At 67.7% G+C, this 20077-nt stretch carries 22 protein-coding genes; 14 read left to right on the forward strand and 8 right to left on the reverse strand.

Annotated elements, in window-relative coordinates:
* The first annotated feature begins 233 nt into the window (after window positions 1–233).
* The 3 genes from GGC30_RS13555 to GGC30_RS13565 all read left to right on the forward strand — a co-directional run bounded on the left by GGC30_RS13555 (window position 234) and on the right by GGC30_RS13565 (window position 2837).
* Complete coding sequence (locus GGC30_RS13555) at window positions 234–1454, forward strand: NADP-dependent isocitrate dehydrogenase (protein WP_039246750.1); 1221 nt, start codon at window positions 234–236, stop codon at window positions 1452–1454.
* A gap of 205 nt (window positions 1455–1659) precedes the next feature.
* On the forward strand, window positions 1660–2232 hold the full coding sequence (locus GGC30_RS13560; RefSeq protein WP_370451998.1) for a DUF2939 domain-containing protein: 573 nt from the start codon (window positions 1660–1662) through the stop codon (window positions 2230–2232).
* Window positions 2233–2282: 50 nt separating this feature from the next.
* On the forward strand, window positions 2283–2837 hold the full coding sequence (locus GGC30_RS13565) for a DUF2939 domain-containing protein (RefSeq protein WP_017506657.1): 555 nt from the start codon (window positions 2283–2285) through the stop codon (window positions 2835–2837).
* A 383-nt stretch (window positions 2838–3220) separates the two neighbouring features.
* On the opposite strand, the gene alaS is transcribed toward GGC30_RS13565, so the two are convergent.
* From alaS to GGC30_RS13580, 3 genes are all read right to left on the reverse strand, one after another.
* Window positions 3221–5881 carry an alanine--tRNA ligase gene (gene alaS, locus GGC30_RS13570; RefSeq protein WP_153925247.1) on the reverse strand — a complete coding sequence of 887 codons (2661 nt, stop codon included), beginning with the start codon at window positions 5879–5881 and terminating at the stop codon, window positions 3221–3223.
* Between the two features lie 271 nt (window positions 5882–6152).
* Window positions 6153–7013, reverse strand: a complete 861-nt coding sequence (locus GGC30_RS13575; protein WP_153925250.1) for a pirin family protein — start codon at window positions 7011–7013, stop codon at window positions 6153–6155.
* 37 nt (window positions 7014–7050) lie between these two features.
* Window positions 7051–7644 (reverse strand): hypothetical protein, encoded by a 594-nt coding sequence (locus GGC30_RS13580; RefSeq protein WP_153925253.1) that lies wholly within the window; start codon window positions 7642–7644, stop codon window positions 7051–7053.
* Window positions 7645–7850: 206 nt separating this feature from the next.
* Here GGC30_RS13580 and sdhC point away from each other — a divergent pair, with 206 nt between their 5' ends.
* The 7 genes from sdhC to GGC30_RS13615 are packed head-to-tail and all read left to right on the forward strand — an operon-like array spanning window position 7851 to window position 12867.
* On the forward strand, window positions 7851–8315 hold the full coding sequence (sdhC, locus tag GGC30_RS13585; RefSeq protein ID WP_194943607.1) for a succinate dehydrogenase, cytochrome b556 subunit: 465 nt from the start codon (window positions 7851–7853) through the stop codon (window positions 8313–8315).
* The gene (gene sdhD, locus GGC30_RS13590; RefSeq protein ID WP_055755118.1) at window positions 8312–8716 is read left to right on the forward strand and encodes a succinate dehydrogenase, hydrophobic membrane anchor protein; all 405 of its coding nucleotides are present in this window, start codon (window positions 8312–8314) and stop codon (window positions 8714–8716) included. The genes sdhC and sdhD overlap by 4 nt, the downstream gene beginning before the upstream one ends.
* A gap of 7 nt (window positions 8717–8723) precedes the next feature.
* Window positions 8724–10508 carry a succinate dehydrogenase flavoprotein subunit gene (gene sdhA / locus GGC30_RS13595; RefSeq protein WP_153925256.1) on the forward strand — a complete coding sequence of 595 codons (1785 nt, stop codon included), beginning with the start codon at window positions 8724–8726 and terminating at the stop codon, window positions 10506–10508.
* A gap of 1 nt (window position 10509) precedes the next feature.
* Entirely contained in the window at window positions 10510–11304 is a 795-nt protein-coding gene (locus GGC30_RS13600) for a succinate dehydrogenase iron-sulfur subunit (protein WP_153925260.1), read from the forward strand.
* A gap of 53 nt (window positions 11305–11357) precedes the next feature.
* Complete coding sequence (locus tag GGC30_RS13605) at window positions 11358–11678, forward strand: 2Fe-2S iron-sulfur cluster-binding protein (RefSeq protein WP_153925262.1); 321 nt, start codon at window positions 11358–11360, stop codon at window positions 11676–11678.
* Window position 11679: 1 nt separating this feature from the next.
* Window positions 11680–12495, forward strand: coding sequence for a kinase (locus GGC30_RS13610; protein ID WP_153925265.1), 816 nt, complete (start codon window positions 11680–11682; stop codon window positions 12493–12495).
* 9 nt (window positions 12496–12504) lie between these two features.
* Complete coding sequence (locus tag GGC30_RS13615; RefSeq protein WP_292078058.1) at window positions 12505–12867, forward strand: PilZ domain-containing protein; 363 nt, start codon at window positions 12505–12507, stop codon at window positions 12865–12867.
* 9 nt (window positions 12868–12876) lie between these two features.
* On the opposite strand, the gene GGC30_RS13620 is transcribed toward GGC30_RS13615, so the two are convergent.
* On the reverse strand, window positions 12877–13746 hold the full coding sequence (locus tag GGC30_RS13620) for an HAD family hydrolase (RefSeq protein ID WP_039246730.1): 870 nt from the start codon (window positions 13744–13746) through the stop codon (window positions 12877–12879).
* 34 nt (window positions 13747–13780) lie between these two features.
* Entirely contained in the window at window positions 13781–14293 is a 513-nt protein-coding gene (locus GGC30_RS13625) for an S-type pyocin family protein (protein ID WP_153925268.1), read from the reverse strand.
* 102 nt (window positions 14294–14395) lie between these two features.
* On the opposite strand from GGC30_RS13625, the gene coaBC reads away from it, so the two are divergent.
* Window positions 14396–15625: a bifunctional phosphopantothenoylcysteine decarboxylase/phosphopantothenate--cysteine ligase CoaBC gene (gene coaBC, locus GGC30_RS13630; protein ID WP_153925272.1), complete on the forward strand. Its 1230-nt coding sequence runs from the start codon at window positions 14396–14398 to the stop codon at window positions 15623–15625.
* The gene (gene dut, locus GGC30_RS13635; protein ID WP_153925275.1) at window positions 15622–16077 is read left to right on the forward strand and encodes a dUTP diphosphatase; all 456 of its coding nucleotides are present in this window, start codon (window positions 15622–15624) and stop codon (window positions 16075–16077) included. Before coaBC ends, dut begins: the two co-directional genes overlap by 4 nt.
* A gap of 4 nt (window positions 16078–16081) precedes the next feature.
* On the opposite strand, the gene GGC30_RS13640 is transcribed toward dut, so the two are convergent.
* Both GGC30_RS13640 and secB read right to left on the reverse strand, forming a co-directional pair.
* Entirely contained in the window at window positions 16082–17032 is a 951-nt protein-coding gene (locus GGC30_RS13640; protein WP_153925278.1) for a DMT family transporter, read from the reverse strand.
* A gap of 9 nt (window positions 17033–17041) precedes the next feature.
* Window positions 17042–17554, reverse strand: a complete 513-nt coding sequence (gene secB, locus GGC30_RS13645; protein ID WP_017505358.1) for a protein-export chaperone SecB — start codon at window positions 17552–17554, stop codon at window positions 17042–17044.
* Between the two features lie 198 nt (window positions 17555–17752).
* Between secB and timA the strand changes: the two genes are divergently transcribed.
* Both timA and GGC30_RS13655 read left to right on the forward strand, forming a co-directional pair.
* On the forward strand, window positions 17753–18391 hold the full coding sequence (timA, locus tag GGC30_RS13650; RefSeq protein ID WP_153925304.1) for a TIM44-related membrane protein TimA: 639 nt from the start codon (window positions 17753–17755) through the stop codon (window positions 18389–18391).
* Window positions 18391–19515 (forward strand): MltA domain-containing protein, encoded by a 1125-nt coding sequence (locus tag GGC30_RS13655; protein ID WP_153925281.1) that lies wholly within the window; start codon window positions 18391–18393, stop codon window positions 19513–19515. Before timA ends, GGC30_RS13655 begins: the two co-directional genes overlap by 1 nt.
* On the opposite strand, the gene GGC30_RS13660 is transcribed toward GGC30_RS13655, so the two are convergent.
* Window positions 19512–19931: an organic hydroperoxide resistance protein gene (locus tag GGC30_RS13660; RefSeq protein ID WP_370451999.1), complete on the reverse strand. Its 420-nt coding sequence runs from the start codon at window positions 19929–19931 to the stop codon at window positions 19512–19514. The genes GGC30_RS13655 and GGC30_RS13660 overlap by 4 nt on opposite strands.
* Window positions 19932–20077: the final 146 nt, after the last annotated feature.

Consider the following 20077-nt stretch of genomic DNA (forward strand, 5'->3'; position numbering starts at 1 on the left):
GCCTCGCAGAAGGTGACGATCCAACGATCCACCAGCTGGCGCTCTTCTTCCGTCATCCTGCCGTCCGTCTCTGTTGCTGGGCCCAAGAGAAGTCCGGGCTGGCCAAAGGGTTCAGGAACGATCTGCGTTATTCCGGGCGGCGACGACGGGCGGCGGGGTTTGCGCGGGCGCGCGGCCTCGCTATACCGCCGCGACGACATTCCCTTCCCCACAGTCACAGACGGACCGCACGCATGGCCAAGATCAAGGTCGAAAACCCCATCGTCGACATCGACGGCGACGAAATGACCCGCATCATCTGGCAGATGATCAAGGACAAGCTGGTCTTCCCGTTCCTGGATCTCGAGCTGGACTACTACGACCTGGGCATGGAGCACCGCGACGCCACCGACGACCAGGTGACGATCGACGCGGCCCACGCGATCCAGAAGCACGGCGTCGGCGTGAAGTGCGCCACCATCACCCCGGACGAAGCCCGCGTGCAGGAGTTCGGCCTGAAGAAGATGTGGAAGTCGCCGAACGGCACCATCCGCAACATCCTGGGCGGCGTGGTTTTCCGCGAGCCGATCATCTGCTCGAACGTGCCGCGCCTGGTGCCCGGCTGGACCCAGCCGATCGTCGTCGGCCGTCACGCTTTCGGCGACCAGTACAAGGCCACCGACTTCCTGATGCCCGGCCCCGGCACCCTGACGATCAAGTTCGTCGGCGAGGACGGCGAAGTGATCGAGCACGAGGTCTACAAGGCCCCGGGCGCAGGCGTGGCCATGGCCATGTACAACCAGGACGCCTCGATCCGCGAGTTCGCCCACGCCAGCTTCGCCTATGGCCTGCAGCGCAACTACCCGGTCTATCTGTCGACCAAGAACACGATCCTGAAAGCCTATGACGGCCGCTTCAAGGACCTGTTCCAGGAAGTGTTCGACGAGCACTACGCCGCCGAGTTCAAGGCGCGCGGCCTGACCTATGAGCACCGCCTGATCGACGACATGGTCGCGGCCGCGATGAAGTGGTCGGGCGGCTTCGTCTGGGCGTGCAAGAACTATGACGGCGACGTGCAGTCCGACGTCGTGGCGCAGGGCTTCGGCTCGTTGGGCCTGATGACCTCGGTTCTGATGACGCCGGACGGCAAGGTGCTGGAGACGGAAGCCGCCCACGGCACCGTGACCCGCCACTATCGCCAGCATCAGAAGGGCGAGGCCACCTCGACCAACTCGATCGCCTCGATCTTCGCCTGGACGCGCGGCTTCAAGCACCGCGCCAAGCTGGACGGCAACGCCGCCCTGGACCAGTTCGCCGACACGCTGGAGAAGGTGGTCGTGGACACCGTCGAGGCCGGCTTCATGACCAAGGACCTGGCGCTGCTGGTTGGCGACCAACAGGGCTGGCTGACCACCGAGGGCTTCCTCGACAAGGTGGCCGAGAACCTGAAGACCGCTCTGCCCGACGTGGGCTGAGGATAAGGGGAGCTGGAACGCCACGAGGCGTCCGGCCCCCTCCACCGCTTCGCGGTCCCCCTCCCCCGATGGGGGAGGAGACGTCCTCAAGCAGCGCGAAGCGAGGTAGGACAAACAAGATGAGCCCCGTCGGATCGCTCCGGCGGGGCTTTTCGTTGTGCGAAGGGCCGGGGCGTGCATGATCGGTGGTAATGAGGATGCGTTCGTGAAGCGGCTGTTCGGAAACCTGGTGCTGGCGGCGGTGGTCGTGGCGGTGCTGTCCTTCTTCGCGGCGCCCGCAGTGGCCTTCTTCGCCATTCGGTCGGCGGCCGAGGCGAACGACGTGGCGGGGCTGGCGCGGCTGATCGACTTCAACGCCGTGCGCCAATCGTTGCGGCCGCAGCTGGCGGGACGGCCCGAGGCGATGGCGCCCGCGCCGTCCTTCCTGGAAGACCCCATCGGCGCCTTCCGGCGTCAGATCCAGCAGAACCCGATCCTGCGCCAGCCGGACGTGGACGCCTATCTGACGCCCGCCGCCCTCACCGCCCTGCTGAAGGGCGAGGGCCGCTACGCCAGCCAGCGCACCTCAGCGGGGATAGCGCCGGCCTCGGAGCGCAGCCGCAAGCCCTGGCCCGGCCCCGCCTACTGGAGCGTCAACCGGGCGCGGATGGCGGTGACGGATCAGGGCGGGTCGCGCACCCTGTTCACCTTCGAACGGCGCGGGCCGTTCGAGTGGAAGCTGGTTCACATCGGCCTGCCCGACGGGACGGCGCCGGCCGTCACCGTCACCCCGCGATAAACCCGGCAACCGACGCCGCCCAGCCTGCGTTGGCTTTCCAAGGAGACGACATGAGCCGCAAGATCATCACCGGAGCCCTGATCGCCGTCGTCATCGGCGTGGTCGTCGCCCTGTTCGTTTCGCCCTTCATCGCCGCCCAGGCGCTGGTGCGGGCCGCGCGGACAGGGGATGCGGCCGGGCTGGAGCGGCAGGTGGACTTCCCGGCGTTCCGCACCAGCCTGAAGAGCGAGCTGAACGCCCGCGCAGCCCTGGAAATCCGCAACCGGACCAAGGGCGACACCGGCCTGGCGGCGCTGGGCATGCTGCTGGCCCCGTCGCTGGTCGAGGGGGCGGTCGATAACTTCGTCACGCCGCAGGGCATCGCCGCCATGGTCCGCTCCGGCGAGACGCCCGAGCCGGAACGGCCCGTGCCCGCCGACGACACGCCGGCGGTGGACAAGGACAAGATCCGCCAGTCCTGGGCCTATCGCGGGCTGAACACCTTCGCCGTCACTCTGACGCGCGACGACCGGCCGGACGATGCGCTGGTGCTGATCATGGAACGCCGGACGCCCTTCACCTGGAAGCTGGCCGGGGTCGATCTGACGCCCGACCCGATGGGTTGAGACGGTCGGGGACAAAAACACCGTCTAAAGTGTCTAATTCGTCTGATTGGACGGCGGGGCGCCGATCAGAAAGTGAGTGCATTTGGTGCGCTTTGCCTTGGGTGCGCGGCCTCCTCTGTGGTGAGCGCAGAGTATAGGCCGTCTCTGCGGCATGCTCAGGAAGCGGACGCTGCGGCCGGCTAAGCCGCTGAGTTGCAAGGCTGTCAGGTTCGAAATTGCGATGGATTACCCTCTCCCTTTGGGAGAGGGCTTGAGCGCACGAGCGCGCAGCGATCGTACTTGCGCGAAAGGGTGAGGGTCGGCTGGTGCGTCATGGTCCGCCGGCCGACCCTCATCCGGCCCTTTGGGCCACCTTCTCCCAACGGGAGAAGGTCATCGTATTTTTACGCCAGCGCCGCGCGAACCGCCGCCAGGCCGTCTTCGGCCTTGGAGCCGTCGGGGGCGCCGCCTTGGGCGAAGTCGGGTTTGCCGCCGGCGCCTTGGCCGCCCATGGCGATGACGGCGGCGCGAGCCAGGTCGGCGGCGTTGACGCGGTCGGTCAGGTCCGAGGTCACGGCGACGGTGACCGCGGCCTTGCCCTCGGTGACGCCGATCAGGGCGACGACGCCGGTTCCGACCTGTTTCCTGAAGTCCTCGGCGACGCCGCGCAGACCCTTGCCGTCCACGCCGTCCAGCACGCGGGCCATCAGTTTGACGCCGTTGATCTCCTCAGGCGCAGACGACGCGCCCGAGCCGCCGCCCAGGGCCAGTTGCTTCTTCAACTCGGCGACCTGTTTCTCCAGCGACTTGACCGAGGCGGTCAGGGTGTCGACGCGGGCGGGGACGTCGGCGGTCTGGACCTTGAAGCTTTGGGCCAGCAAACGGGCGACGCCGGCCTGGGCCAGCAGATACTGACGCGCGGCCTCGCCGGTCAGGGCCTCGATGCGGCGCACGCCGGCGGCGACGCCGGTTTCCTGAACGATCTTGAACAGGGCGATGTCGCCGGTACGGGCGACGTGGGTGCCGCCGCACAGTTCGACCGAATAGGGGGCGTTGTCGCTGACCAGCGAGCGACCCAGCGTCAGGACGCGGACCTCGTCACCGTATTTCTCGCCGAACAGGGCGATGGCGCCGGCCTCGATCGCCTCCTGCGGGGCCATCAGCTTGGTTTCCGCCGGCACGTTCTGGCGGATGACGGCATTGACCTCGGTCTCGATGGCGGACAATTCGGCCTCGGTGAGCGGGGCGCCGTGGCTGAAGTCGAAACGGGCGCGCTCGGCGTCGACCAGCTGACCCTTCTGGGCGACTGCGGGGCCAAGCACATTCTTCAGCGCCGTATGCAGCAGGTGGGCGGCGGAGTGGTTGGCGCGGCTGGTGCGGCGCTTTTCGGCGTCCACCAGCTGGGCCGCGCGGGTTCCGATCTCCAGCTTGCCGGCCGTGACCTGGGCCACCAGGACGTGCAGGTCGCCGGCGTGTTTGCGCACGTCGATGACCTCGGCCTCGCCGGCAATTCCATCAGAACTGGGCCATTCCAGCGTTCCGTGATCGCCGGCCTGGCCGCCGCTTTCGGCATAGAACGGGGTGGTGTCGAACAACACTTCGACGATGTCGCCGGCCTCGGCCGTTTCGACCGGCGCGCCGGCGTTCATTAGGGCCAGGACCTCGCCCGAGCCCTCGATATTGTCATAGCCGGTGAAGACGGTCGGCCCCATCCGGTCGCGGATCGCCAGCCATTCGTTTGTGTTGGCGGTCTGGCCCGAGCCTTTCCAGTTCTCGCGCGAACGCTGGCGCTGTTCGGCCATGGCGGTCTCGAAGCCGTCGACATTGACCGAGAAGCCGCGACGACGGGCCTCGTCCTGGGTCAGGTCCAGCGGGAAGCCGTAGGTGTCGGACAGGGTGAAGGCCGTCTGGCCGTCCAGCATGTCGCCGGGACGGAAGCCCTGAACCGCCGTGTCGAACAGGGCCATGCCGCGGCCGAGCGTGGTGCGGAAGCGGACCTCTTCCTGCTTCAGCGTGTCCTCGATGAAGGGCTGGGCGCGGGCGAGTTCGGGATAGGCGTCGCCCATCTGGGCCACCAGGGTTGGGACCAGACGGTGCATCAGGGGATCGGCGGCGCCCAGCAGGTGGGCGTGGCGCATGGCGCGGCGCATGATGCGGCGCAGCACATAGCCCCGGCCTTCGTTCGACGGAGTGACGCCGTCGGCGATCAGGAAGGACGACGAGCGCAGGTGGTCGGCGATGACCCGGTGGCTGGCGGCCTGGTCGCCGTCCGACTTGGTCGCGGTGGCGTCTTCGGACGCGGCGATCAGCGTCTTGAACAGATCGGTTTCGAAGACCGAATGCACGCCCTGGAGCACGGTGGTCATCCGTTCCAGACCCATGCCGGTGTCCACGCTGGGCTTGGGAAGGTTGCGAACGATCTGATCGTTCTCCTTCTCATACTGCATGAAGACGTTGTTCCAGATTTCGACGTAGCGGTCGCCGTCCTCGTCCGGCGAACCGGGAGGGCCGCCGGCGATCTTGTCGCCGTGGTCCCAGAAGATCTCGGTGCAGGGGCCGCAGGGACCGCTGTCGCCCATAGCCCAGAAGTTGTCCGAGCCGGCGATGCGGATGATCTTGTCGTCGGAGAAGCCGGTGACCTTTTTCCAGATCGCGGCGGCCTCGTCGTCATCGATATAGACGGTGACCAAGAGACGTTTGGGGTCCAGGTCGAAGTCTTGGGTGACCAGGTTCCACGCCTTCTCGATGGCGTGTTCCTTGAAATAGTCGCCGAAGGAGAAGTTGCCCAGCATCTCGAAGAAGGTCAGGTGGCGGGCGGTGTAGCCGACGTTGTCCAGGTCGTTGTGCTTGCCCCCGGCGCGGACGCATTTCTGCGACGACGTGGCGCGCGGATAGGGCGGCTTGGACGCGCCGGTGAAATAGTCCTTGAACGGCACCATGCCCGCGTTGACGAAGAGCAGGCTCGGATCGTTCTGCGGCACCAGCGGGGCCGAATGGACCTTGGCGTGGCCGTCCGCCGCGAAATAGTCGAGGTAGGTGGCGCGGATCTCGTTCAGGCTGGGCATTCGGCGTGTCTTCGGCTGGGGCGGTCGCTAGGAACCGGCGTCATATAGGGTTTTGGCGGGGAGCGCATCATCTGCGCGGGGAGAGGCGCGCGCCCCAGAGAAGACGATGTCTCCTCCCTGCTTTGCGGGGAGGGGGACCGCGGAGCGGTGGAGGGGTTGCGCCGCCTCACGTCCCTTGATCGGTGACGCTCCGAAGAGCCCCTCCGTCACGGCGCTGAAGGAGCGCCGCGCCACCTCCCCGCAAAGCAGGGAGGATACGGAAGCGCCCGCTTCACACCCTCGGGGGCGGGCCGAACTTGCCGGACTGGTAATCCTGGATGGCCTGGATGATCTCCTCGCGGGTGTTCATGACGAAGGGGCCGTGGCTGAAGACCGGCTCGCCGATGGGATCGGCGTGGCCCAGGAGGACGACGGCGTCGGTGGTCGCCGTGATCTGGACCGTGTCGCCATCGGTCAGTCCGGCGAGGTTCCATTGCGGCACCGGCGTTCCGGCGACGGCGATCTCGCCCTTGACCCCATAGAGGAAGACATTGCGGCCGGGGGCGACGGGCGTCTCGAACGTCGCACCGGCGGGCAGGCGCACGACCGCCAGATGGATGTCGATCAGGGACTGGATCGGCGCCTTCACACCCAGCCAGTCGCCGGAGACCGGCTCGACCGTGACGCCGGCCTCGGTCGTGAAGGTCGGGATGTCGGATTTCTGCAGCCCGATGTAGTCAGGCTTGGTCATCTTCAGCCGTGACGGCAGGTTGACCCACAGCTGCAGGATTTCCATCGGCCCGCCGTCGCGCTTGAAGGCGGCCGGTGACAGTTCGGCGTGGATCAGGCCGGAGCCGGCGGTCATCCACTGGATGCCGCCCGCCTTGATGATGCTCTCGCCGCCGCCGGAATCGTTGTGGGCCAGTTCGCCGTCCAGGATGAAGGTGACGGTCTCGAAGCCCCGGTGCGGGTGCGGGCCGAACGGCAGCCCGGCGTTGCCCGGCGCATAGGTCTGGGGCCCGTGGTGGTTCAGGAACAGGAAGGGATCGATCTGGTCCACGCCGGGACCGGGCACCGGACGCCGGGTGGTCAGGTCGCCGATGTCGTCGCGATGGGCGGGGTGCAGGCGAAGGACGGAACGGGGCTGGGTCATTCGCTACATATAGGGTGGCGGATCGGCGGTGGCGAGATCAGCCTGAACGGGTCGCCGTAACAGGACGGGCGCGGCCGTCCTGAACCCATTCTCCGGCCCAGCCACTCGCCGCCGCATGCAGACGCAGTTCGCCCTCCGACAGAGGGATGACGATGACCTCGCCCAGGGTGGAGACCGGGCCGGCGAAGCCCATTCGGTCGATCCCGGCCGGCGCATCCAGACGTCGCCAGGCGCCCTCAACCCGACGGCCCTCGCCCCGGTCGGTCAAGGACAGCGACAGCAAGGGTCTTCCGTCCGGCTGGGCGATGCGCCAGCGGCCGTCCAGCGGGCCCATTGCGGCTTCGGCGTCGATCGCTGCCTGGGACACGCCCTGATCATAGGTCGTCTGGCTGTCGGAGGGGCTGAACTCGTAGTCGCCGGCGTAGTCGTCGACCGCGACCGGAGCCGTCAGAGGACGGCGATGCAGGTCGGTCGCGGCGTCCCCCTCGGCCGTTTCGCGCCCGAAACGGGACGGCGGCTGATAGGGGCGAACGGCCGGCGCACGATAGGTCTCCGGCGTCGCGTCCAGAAGACCGGTCGTCTGAATGGCGGGCTCCAGGGCGACGGCGGACATCAAGGCGAGCAGCAACATGAGCCCACCCTGCCAAATCGTCTGGCGCGTCGCCTAGCCGTCGATCGGACGCTGAACGCAAACGTGATCCGTCGTGATGGAACCCACGTAAACCGCACAATCCGTCGATCTGGGGGTCTGTGCGTTGACACCGGCCCCACAGGGTCACAAAAGCCTTCGCAACCGCACACGGCGATTGAATTCATTCGCTTTTGAGAACCATTCGCATGAACCAGCCCAACCCGACGCCGGGTGGCGCCTCAAGCGACCGGACGGGTCGCTTCGTCACTCAACCGAACGGACATATCGCGCCGCTGTCGCCCCACATGGGCGTCTGGCGCTGGCACGTCACCATGATGGCCTCGATCCTGTTCCGCGCGACGATCATCGCCGCCACGGTCGGCGTGCTGTTCGTCCTGGCCTGGCTGGGCGCGCTGGCGTTCGGGCCCGAGGCGTTCCAGAGCGCGCTCGATCTGGCCGGATCGCCGCTGGGCCTGCTGGTCTTCTTCGGTCTGACGGTCGTGCTGTTCTCCTTCATCCTGAACGGCGCGCGCCACACCTATAACGACACCGGCAACGGGCTGACGGTGAAGTCGGCGACCGCCCTGTCGAACATCGCCGTGTGGGGGCCGATCCCGCTGGCCGTGCTGTTCTGGGTCGTGCTGTTCGCCACGGGGAGGGTTTCGCTGTGAGCGGCGCCGCAAAGTTCAAGAACAACGTCAAGGTCTCCGAGCGTCACGGCGCCGGTGAATGGCTGATCGAGCGGATCCTGCTGGTGGCCCTGCTGCCGCTGGGTCTGTGGGTCGCCTCGACCGGCTTCACCTTGGCGGGCGCCGGCTATGACGCGGCGATGGCCTGGTTCGCCAATCCGCTGAACGCGGCCCTGATGGCGATCACCTCGGTGATCTTCTTCGGCTACGTCAGCCTGGCTTGGAAAGTCATTCTGGAAGACTACGTGCCCAACGTCGGAACGCGCGGCCTTCTGGTCCTGCTGCTGAACGTCGTCTTCCTGGTGCTGGCCGCCGCCAGCGTCTTCTTCATCGTGCGGCTGGCGCTGGGTTCGGCGCCGCTGCCCGCTGGTTTCGGAGCCTGATTACCTGATGGCCGCTTACGAACTGATCGATCACGAATATGACGTCGTCGTCGTCGGCGCTGGGGGCTCGGGCCTTCGCGCCGCGCTCGGCGCCGCCCAGCAGGGGCTGAAGGTCGCCTGCGTGACCAAGGTCTTCCCCACCCGCTCGCACACCGTCGCGGCCCAGGGCGGCATCTCCGCCTCGCTCGGCAACATGGGCGAGGACAGCTGGCAATGGCACATGTACGACACCGTCAAGGGGTCGGACTGGCTGGGCGACCAGGACTCGATCGAATATCTGGTCCGTAACGCGCCCAAGGCCGTCTATGAGCTGGAACACTGGGGCGTGCCTTTCAGCCGCACCGAAGAAGGCAAGATCTATCAGCGCGCCTTCGGCGGCATGACCCGCAACTTCGGCGAAGGCCCGGTGCAGCGCACCTGCGCCGCCGCCGACCGCACCGGCCACGCCATCCTGCACACTCTGTACGGCCAGTCGGTGCGCCGGGAAGTGAAGTTCTTCGTCGAATATTTCGCGCTGGACCTGATCATGCAGGACGGGGCCTGCACCGGCGTGACGGCGCTGCAGCTCGACAACGGTCAGGTTCACCAGTTCCGCGCCAAGATGGTGGTTCTGGCGACCGGCGGATACGGCCGCGCCTATTTCAGCGCCACCTCGGCCCACACCTGCACCGGCGACGGCAATGCGATGGTGCTGCGCGCCGGCCTGCCGCTGCAGGACATGGAGTTCGTGCAGTTCCACCCGACCGGCATCTATGGCGCCGGCTGCCTGATCACCGAGGGCGCGCGAGGCGAGGGCGGTTATCTGACCAACTCGGAAGGCGAGCGCTTTATGGAGCGCTATGCGCCGACCGTGAAGGACCTGGCCCCGCGCGACATGGTCTCGCGCTCCATGACTATCGAAATCCGCGAGGGTCGCGGCGTGGGTCCGAACAAGGACCACATCTTCCTGCACCTGGATCACCTGGATCCGAAGATCCTGCACCAGCGCCTGCCGGGCATCTCGGAGTCGGCCAAGATCTTCGCCGGCGTGGATGTGACCAAGGAGCCGATCCCGGTCCTGCCGACCGTCCACTACAACATGGGCGGCATCCCCACGAACTATCACGGCGAAGTCCTGACGCTGCGCGACGGCAACCCCGACAGCGTGGTGCCGGGCCTGATGGCCGTGGGCGAGGCGGCGTGCGTTTCGGTGCACGGCGCCAACCGCCTGGGCTCCAACTCCCTTACCGACCTGGTGGTGTTCGGCCGCGCCGTCGGCCTGCGCTGCGGTGAAGTCGTCGACAAGGCCTCGGCCGTGCCGTCGGCCTCCAAGAGCCAGACCGACCAGCACCTGGCCCGCCTGGATCGCTTCCGCTACGCCGACGGCTCGACCCCGACCGCCGAGCTGCGTCTGTCGATGCAGCGCGCGATGCAGGCCGATGCGGCGGTGTTCCGCACCGGCGAGACCCTGCAACAGGGCACCGACAAGCTGCGCGCCATCGAGGCGGCCGGCGCCGACATCAAGACCACCGATCGCGGCCTGATCTGGAATACGGACCTGGTCGAGACGCTGGAGTACGACAACCTGATCGCCCAGGCGATGGTGACGATCGAGGGCGGCCTGAACCGCACGGAATCGCGCGGCGCCCACGCCCGCGAGGACTATCCCGATCGCGACGACGTCAACTGGATGAAGCACACCCTGGCGTGGAAGCGTCCGGGCGAGCAGGTCCAGATCGATTATCGTCCGGTCCACAACTACACCATGTCCGACGACATCGCGTATATCGAACCGAAGGCGCGGGTTTACTAAGATGGTCCAGCTTACTCTCCCCAGAGGCTCCAAGCCGACGACCGGCAAGGTCCACAAGGCCGCGCCGGGCTCCAAGGACGTGAAGACCTACAAGGTCTATCGCTACGATCCGGAAACCGACGCCGATCCGCGCTGGGACACCTATGAAGTGCCGACCGGCGACCACGGCCCGATGCTGCTGGACGCCCTGATCCATATCAAGAACACCATCGATCCGACCCTGTCGTTCCGGCGCTCGTGCCGCGAGGGCATCTGCGGCTCGTGCTCGATGAACATCGACGGGCGCAACGCCCTGGCCTGCACCAAGGGCTGGGACGAATGCGCGTCCAACAACATCACCATCTCCCCCCTGCCCCACCAGCCGGTGGTCAAGGACCTGGTGACGGACCTGAGCCTGTTCTACGCCCAGTACGACTCGATCCAGCCGTATCTGCAATCGGACGAGCCGGACCCCGAGAAGGAACGTCTGCAGACCCCGACCGAGCGCGAGAAGCTGGACGGCCTGTACGAGTGCATCCTGTGCGCCTGCTGCTCGACCTCGTGCCCCAGCTACTGGTGGAACCAGGAAGAGTACCTCGGCCCGGCGGCGCTGCTGCAATCCTATCGCTGGATTTCCGACAGCCGCGACGACGCGACCCAGAAGCGTCTGGACGACCTGGAAGACCCGTTCAAACTGTATCGCTGCCACACGATCATGAACTGCGCCCAGGTTTGCCCCAAGGGTCTGAACCCCGCCAAGGCCATCGCCGAGACCAAGAAGCTGATGGTCGCGCCGAGCCGCAAGAAAGCGGCCTGAGTATCCGGCGCCGGGGGCCTTGCCTCCGGCGCCGCCTCGTTTAAGAGCGGCGCATGGCCAGCATCACCTATATCGAGCATGACGGAACCGAGCACGTCGTCGACGTGAAGTCGGGGCTGAGCGTCATGGAAGGCGCGATCCGCAACAATGTGCCGGGCATCGACGCGGACTGTGGCGGGGCCTGCGCCTGCGCGACCTGCCATGTCTATGTCGACGAGGCCTGGCGCGAGGTGACGGGCAAGCCGTCGGCGATGGAAGAGTCGATGCTGGACTTCGCCGACGAGGTCGAGCCGAACAGCCGCCTGTCGTGCCAGATCCGCGTGTCGGACGCCCTGAACGGCCTGATCGTGCGGTTGCCGGAAAACCAGCACTGAGATGATCGACGCGCGGCTGATCGACAGGATCGGCCGATGGATCGACCAGCGCACCGAGGCCATGGGCCAGGACAGTCCGCCGCCGGTTCTAGGGATCGCGGGTTCGCAGGGTTCGGGAAAATCGACCCTGGCCAAAGCCGTCGCCGAGCGGTTCGGCGGGGCGAGCCTGTCGCTGGACGACGTCTATCTGACGAAGGCGGAGCGGGCGGCGATGGCGGCGCGAGTGCATCCGCTGTTCGCCACTCGCGGGCCGCCAGGGACGCATGATCTGGGCCTTCTGAACCGTCTGCTGGATCGGTTGCAGGCGGCGGGGCCGGACGATCTGACGCCTCTGCCGCGTTTCGACAAGCTGGGCGACGACCTGGCGACTGGGGCGGACTGGCCTTTCGTGAAGGGTCGGCCGCGGGTCATCGTGCTGGAGGGATGGTGCCTAGGCGCGATCCCGCAGGCCGAGGCGGACCTGGTTGCGCCGATCAACATCCTGGAGGCCCGGCAGGACTTCGAGGGCGAGTGGCGCAGAGCGGTCAATGCGGCGCTGGGTCAGCCCTACGCCCACCTGCGCGGGCGGCTGGACGCCCTGATCTTTCTGAAGGCGCCGGGGTTCGATGTCGTGCTGGACTGGCGCTGCGAGCAGGAGGCGGGATTGATGGGGCAGGACGCCGTATCGCCCGAGCGACGCGCGGCCCTGGCGGTCTTCATCCAGCATTATGAGCGCCTGAGCCGGCATATGATGACGGGCGGCGTGGAGGCCGACCTGATCGTCGCTCTGGACCGGAAACGCGGAGTTCGCAGCCTTGAAGGCGGGCTTGGCGCCTGAGCCGCATCTGTGCGTTATCGGACCATGAGCCTGTTTGGATCCAAGCCCGCCGTCGAGCCCGACCGCCGCATGGGCGCGCGCCGGCCCGCAAACGCGCGCGGCGTCATCTGCGCGCCCGGCCTGGAGACGGCGTGTCTGATCGTCGATCTGTCGGACGCGGGGATGAAGCTGCGGCTGGACCGGGGCGGGGCCTTGCCGCGCGAGGTGGTGGTGGTCGATGTGGCCGCGGGCGTCGCCTATCCCGCCACCGTCGTCTGGCAGCGCGGGCAGGAGGCCGGGCTGAGGCAGACCGGGGCCAAATCGCTGAGAGGCTTGGCGCCGGCGAGGCTGATCCCCGCGCGCGACGCCTGGCTGAGAGCCGGCGGGCGCTGATCAGCCGGGCTAGTCCGCCGTGTCGGCGGGCATAGAGCCGGCGTTGATGGCGATGCGGCCCACCAGCCCCTTGACGATCAGGTCCAGCGCCGAGCCCTCACGATAGTCGGCGGCGGCGACGAAGTTCACCCGGTCCTCCGAGATCAGGGAATAGACCTTCTTCTGGTCCCGCTCGTTCGAGCGCGGATCATAGACGGCGATCGAGAAGCCGCCCTTGGTGTGCATCATCTTCATGGTCGGCACGTCGGTGTCGCCGTCGCCGATGAAGATCATCCGGTCGAAAGGCACGGCGCGCTCGTCGTCGGGGATGAAGTGGTTGATGCGTTCGTGCTCCCAGTGGTTCTTCACGCCCTTGTTGATGCGGAACAGATACTGGGTCTTGGTGGTGTAGTTGACGCCGACCGCCGGCCAGGCGGCCTCGCCCTTGTCGTCATAGACATAGTGGGAGGCGAAGACGTGGGTCAGGGCGGGGCGGATCGGCGTGCCGTCGATCATCTCCTCCAGCCCGGCGGAGATGATGTAATGCTCGATCTCCAGCCCGTATTTGGCGCCGAAGGCGTTCATCCGGTCGAACCAGCTAAGGTCCTTCAGTCCCTCGAACAGGGCCACCGCCTCGCCGTGCTGGCGCAGGGTCTCGCGCGTCACGGGGGCGCCGTTCTGGCGCGCGTGATGCAACATCAGTTGCATGTACATCAGGATGCCGTCGCCGTCGGCGTCCTTGGTCAGGCGCTCAGCCTCTTCCCAGAAGGCGCCGATGCCCATGCCGACGGAGGGGATGAAGGACACCTCCTGCATATTGCCGCGCGCTAGGGTGCCGTCGAAATCATAGATCAGGGCGGTCTTCAGCAGCGGGGTCTTGGGTTCGGCCGTATCGGACATGGGGCGAGATCCTTGGTGGAACCCGCCCTCTATATCAGCCCGCCGCGCCCGTCGATTGGCGCCGCTGGCCGAAGGTGGGCGCCGCCGCCTTCTGCTCGGCCCAGTAGTCGGCGCCCGTCGTCGGCTTGAACATGGTGCGGGGCGACCCGTTGCGGGCCACCACGGCGAAGGTGTTGGTCGAGGCCTGATAGATCAGGGTGTCGCCATTTGGCCGTTTGACGGTCTCGGCGTCGCGCGGAGGCTTTGTCGTGAAAGCCGTGACCTTCGTCAGATAATCCTCGGCTGAGCGCGCGCCGAAGTCTGCGCCGTTGCGGTCGTAGAGACGCGCGATCTTGGCGTCGACGGTTTCGCGCCGATTGGCGGTCAGGACGGGCTTCTCCTGAGGCGTCGCAGCCTCTTCCCTTGCCGTCGGCATGGACGTTAGGGCGACGGGTTCGGCGCTCGCCGTCCGATCCCGCGTCTCGACCGCCGAACTGTTTTCGCAGGCACTCAGCCCCAGCAGACCGCACAGGACCAGCGCGGTCCCTCCCCTCGTCAGCATTCTCATTCTTCCCTCCAGATACCCGCTGGACGCGACGAAAGCACAACTTTATTGTTCGTGCAATGTTCTCGTCTCGACGGCGTCACGCGCGGCGGCTAGACCGTGGGCATGGACAATCGCCTCCTTTCGAACCGCAAGATCCTGCTGATCGTGGGCGGCGGCATCGCGGCCTATAAGGCGCTGGAACTGGTGCGGCTGATCGCCAAGGCGGGCGGGCAGACGCGGGTGATATTGACCGAATCCGGGGCCGAGTTCGTGACGCCCCTGTCGCTGGCGGCGCTGAGCGGCCATCCGGTGCGGTCGGGCCTGTTCCACCCGGACGACGAGACCAGCATGGGCCATATCGAGCTGTCGCGCTGGGCCGATCTGGTGGTGGTGGCGCCGGCGACGGCGGGGCTGATCGCCAAGGCGGCGAACGGGTTGGCCGACGACCTGGCCTCGACCACCCTGATCGCCACGGACAAGCGGGTGCTGTTGGCGCCGGCGATGAATGTGCGGATGTGGGAGCATCCGGCGGTCCAGGCCAATATGGAACGGTTGAAGGCCTTTCCGGGCTTCCACGGCGTGGCGGTGGTGGGGCCGGATGACGGAGAGATGGCCTGCGGCGAATACGGGCCGGGTCGGATGGCGGAGCCCGCCGCGATCCTGGAGGCCATTGCGGGCCTGCTGGCAGGCGCGGCCGGACGACCGCTCAAGGGACGCAAGGCCGTGGTCACGGCCGGGCCGACGTTCGAACCGATCGACCCGGTGCGGGGCCTGACCAACCGCTCCAGCGGCAAACAGGGCTACGCCATCGCCGCCGCCCTGGCCGAACTGGGGGCCGAGGTGACGTTGGTGTCGGGGCCGACGGCGCTGGCGGCGCCGACCGGCGTGACGCGGATCGATGTCGAGAGCGCGCTGGAGATGCAAGCGGCGACGCAGAGCGCCCTTCCCGCCGACATCGCCGTGCTGTCGGCCGCCGTCGCCGACTGGCGCGTGGACACCATCGCCGGCGGCAAGATCAAGAAGGGACCCGGCGGCCCGCCGACCCTGGCCCTGATCGAGAACCCCGACATCCTGGCCGGCGTCGCCGCGCCCGGTCCGAACCGCCCCGCCCTGGTCATCGGCTTCGCCGCCGAAACGACGGATCTGGAAGCCAATGCGCGCGCCAAGCTTTCGCGGAAGGGCTGCGACTGGATCCTGGGCAATGACGTGTCCGACGACGTGTTCGGATCGGACGGCAACGCCGTGCTGCTGGTCACTGCCGACAAGACCGAAACCTGGCCGCGCCAGTCCAAGACCGCCATCGCCCGGGCTGTCGCCGCCCGCATCGCCGATCATTTCAAGGCTGCTGAATGACCGAGACCCCGATCCAGATCCTGCGCCTGCCGCATTCCGAAGGCTTGCCCCTGCCCGCCTATGAGACGGCCGGTTCGGCGGGCATGGACCTGCGCGCCGCCGTGCCGGAAGACCAGCCGATGACCCTGGCGCCGGGTCAGCGGGTGCTGGTGCCCACGGGGCTGAAGATCGCTCTGCCGCTGGGGTATGAGGCCCAGGTGCGGGCGCGCTCGGGCCTGGCTTTGAAACACGGCATCATCTGCCCGAATGCTCCCGGCACCATCGACAGCGACTACCGCGGGGAGTGCGGTGTGATCCTGGCCAACATCGGCGCCGAGCCCTTCGTCATCCGCCGCGGCGAACGCATCGCCCAGCTTGTGATCGCCCGGCATGAGCGGGCGGACTGGATCGAGGTCGAAACGCTGGACGAGACCGCACGCGGGGCGGGCGGGTTCGGATCGACGGGGCGCTGACGCCCTAAACCAGCGGCGCCGTCGGCTGGATGAGGCTGGCCTTGCGGCGGATATGTTCGCGCCAGGCGGTGTAGAGGCCGCTGCTCGCGATCAGGGCGGCGCCGGCCAGGGTGGTGAGGGTGGGCGTCGCGGCCATCAGCCACCAGCCGAAGACGATGGCGCCGACAATCTGGAGATAGTCGAAGGGCGCGACCACGGCGACCGGGGCCTTTTGCAGCGAGGCGGTCATGAACAGCTGGGCCAGACCGCCGGCGACGCCCGATCCGATCAGCAGGCCGAAGGTGCCGAGCGCGTGCCAATGGCCGACGAAGGGCAGCAGGATCGCTCCCACGACCGAACAGGCGACGAAGAACCAGAAGACGATGGCGGCGACGTGTTCGGTGTCGCGTAGCTGGCGCAGAGTGATGGTCACGCCGGCCGTCAGCACCGCCCCGATCAGGGCGAAGGTCACGCCGGCCAGCGGCAGGACCGAATGGCCGACGCCCGGCCGCATGACCACGATCACGCCGATGAAGCCGACGGCGACGGCGGCCCATCGGCGCGGGCCGACCGCCTCCTTCAGCACGAAGAAGGACAGGATGGTGGCGAAGATCGGAGCGGTGAAGCTGAGGGTCGTCGCGTCGGCGAGCGGCAGCAGCGTCAGCGTCTGGAATAGGCACAGGATGGCCGCGACGCCCAGGGCGCTGCGTCCCAGATGAGCCACGGGGCGGCGCGTCGACAGGGCCGAGAGGCCGCCCGGCTGGGTCAGCACCCAAGCCAACACCACCGGCAGGCCGAAGAAGGCGCGATAGAACAGCATTTCCGGCGCCGCGACACCGTCCTGCGACGCCAGTTTCAACGTCGCCGTCATGATCGAGAAACAGCCGGCGGCGGCGACGCGCAGAAGAATGCCGCGGACGACGTCCTCGCCCGCGGCATTCGATGGATCAGGCGAAGGCCGCGCGGTGGCGACCATGTCGCGCGCTTACGCCTGGCCGGTTTCGACCGGCTGCTGGGCGATCTGCTGCTGGCGCGCGATGTAGATGGCGGCGAAGTCGATGGGGTCCAGCTGGAACGGGGGATAGAAGCCGCCGTCGGCCGTGGCGCCCGAGATGATCTCGCGCGCGAACGGGAACAGGTAGCGCGGGCATTCGATCAGCAGCAGCGGCTCGATGTCCTGCTCCTGGACATTGGCCAGCTGGAACAGGCCGCCATAGACCAGTTCGACGTGGAAAACGGGCTGGTTCTCGTGCGTCGCCTTGATCGACAGCTTGAGGTCCAGTTCGAACAGGCCGTCGGGGCGGCCCTGGGCGGCCATTTCGACGCCGAGGTCGATCGCGGGCTTGCCGTCGATGCGCAGGGATTCCGGGGCGCGCGGGTTCTCGAACGAGAAGTCGCGGACGTATTGCGCCAGGATGCGAAAGCCGGGACCGGCGGGCTGACCCTGTTGGGCGTCGCCTTGCTGGGGCTGTTCGGCGGGAGGAGCGGCGTCGGTCATGAAACGGTCTTTGGCGCAGTTTGGGGCCGATGAGGCCGGAATGAGGCGCCGCGACTACCATGCCGGGACGCTTGGCCGCAACGTCGCGCGCGAGATTGGGGGCGCGCTTCGCCTTGCCTCACCCTATATGAGCCCGTAATCACGCCAGACTAAGTGTTTGGCGCACCCGTCGTTCGCTACAGGAATCTCCTCTTGAACATGCCGGTTCAGTTCCAGGTCGTCGTCTTCGCCTTCATCGCAGCCTTTGTGCTGTTCCAGCTCTACAATGTGCTGGGCAAGCGGGTGGGCCGTCAGCCGCAGGAAGACGCCAAGATCGCGCCGCCCGGCCCGGCCCAGGCCGAGACGCCCAAGATCGCGGCGATCGACCCGGCGACCCTGGCCTCCATCGCCAGCCTGAAGGCGCGCGATCCCGCGTTCGACCCGGCCCGTTTCCTGGACGGCGCGCGCCAGGCCTATGAGACCATCGTGCGCGGCTACGCCGCCGGCGACAGGGCCGCGCTGAAGCCGTTGCTGAAGCCCAACGTCTTCGCCTCGTTCGAGGCCGGCGTCGCAGCGCGCGAGACGCGTGGCGAGACCGAGACGGTCGAGTTCCTGTATCCGCCCCGGGCCGATCTGGAAGGCGCAGTGGCCGAGGGCGACAAGGCCGTGGCCAAGGTGCGGTTCCTGGCCGAACTGCGCAGCCGGGTGACCAAGGCTTCTGGCGAAACGGCGGACGCGACGACGGGCGAGCCGCTGGTCGAGGAACGCCGCACGGCCGAGCATTGGACCTTCGAACGCACCCTGGGCGCGACGGACCCGAACTGGGTCCTGGCGCGCGTCGAGCCGGCCAACGCCTGATGGCGGTTCGCGGCCGGTCGGGCGCGCTGGCGACGCTGACGGCCGCCCTGGCTGTCGCCGCCTGTTCGACCGGGCCGATGACGCCGACGGGCGCGACGGGGACGACAGGGCTGCAGACAGGGCCGATCCCCTATACGCCATCGCCCAATCCGACCCCGCTTCCCGCGCCGTCCCACGCCCTGAGCCCCGCCGTGCTGCCGGGCTGGAGCCAGGAGGACCATCTGGCCGCCTTCCGGGCCTATGTGGACGGGTGCGGCGCGGCGCGTGACGAGGCCGCCCGCCGGGTCTGCGGACGCGCCAAGGCCATGGCGACGACGATGACGATCACGCCGTCGCAGGCGCGCGCCTTCTTCGAGGCCAGCTTCAGCGCGATCCCGGCTCAGACGCCGGACGGGCGACCGGGCCTGCTGACCTCCTACTTCGCGCCCGAATATCCGGCGCGGCGACGACCGGACGCCGAGTTCTCGGCCCCCGTCCTGCCCAAGCCCGCCAATCCACGCGCGGCCGGCGACCGGGCCTATATCGAATCCGCCGCACGGCCCGAGCAGGCCTTGGCCTGGATGCGGGCCGAGGACCTGTTCTTTCTGCAGATCCAGGGGTCGGGCTATCTGACGTTCGAGGACGGGACGCGCGGCCGCGCCGCCTATGCCGCCGACAACGGCAAGCCGTTCGTGGGCATCGCCCGACCGATGGCGCAGCAGGGGCTGTTGCCCCAGAACGGCACCTCCGGCGATGCGATCCGGGACTGGCTGGCCAGCCACCGCGGCTATGAGGCGCAGGCGGTCATGGCGCTGAACCCACGCTACATCTTCTTCCGGCTGGACCCCGACGATGACGGCCACCCGGCGGGGGCGGCGGGCGTGCCCCTGACCGAGCGGCGGGCCATTGCGGTCGATCCGGCGCACTGGCGCTATGGCGAACTGGTCTGGCTGGAGGCCGACGGGGGCAATCTGCGCGGTGCCACGGCCAGCTATCGCGGTCTGGCCATGGCGCTGGACACGGGATCGGCCATTCGCGGACCGGTGCGCGCCGACCTCTATATGGGTCGCGGCGACCGCGCGGGGGCTGAAGCCGGGACTGTGCGCCATCCTTTGCGGATGTGGCGCCTGGTCCCGAAGGGTTAGGCGACGGTCAGGGTCACCGCGATATTGCCCCGCGTGGCGTGCGAATAGGGGCAGACGGTATCCGCCTCGGCGATCAGGGCTTCGGCCTCGGCGCGATCCACGCCCGGTATGCTGACCTCCAGCGCCACCTCCAGGCCGAAGCCCTTGTCGCTGCGCGGACCGATGCCGACCGTGGCGTTGACGGCGGCGTCGGCAGGCACCTTGGCGTAACCGCCCTGAGAGGCGACGAACTTCATGGCGCCGAGGAAGCAGGCCGCATAGCCGGCCGCGAACAGCTGTTCGGGATTGTTGCCGACGCCGGCGCCGCCCAGTTCCTTGGGCGTGCCCAGCGCGACATCCAGGGCGCCGTCGGTGGTGGCGGCGCGGCCGTCGCGGCCGCCCGTGGCGACGGCGGTGGTGCGGTACAGGGTATTGATGGACATGGGCATCAGCTCCGGGAGGTCATAAATATCGTGCGCGATTTAATCGCTTGAAGCCATTTAGCGCGTAGCGTCAGAGGCGTCAAGCTTGCGATTGTATCGCGTGCGATTATCATCCCCCTATGACCTCACCCGCCCCCTCC

This window comes from Brevundimonas sp. SPF441 (genome assembly GCF_009661015.1).
GTDB lineage: Bacteria > Pseudomonadota > Alphaproteobacteria > Caulobacterales > Caulobacteraceae > Brevundimonas > Brevundimonas vesicularis.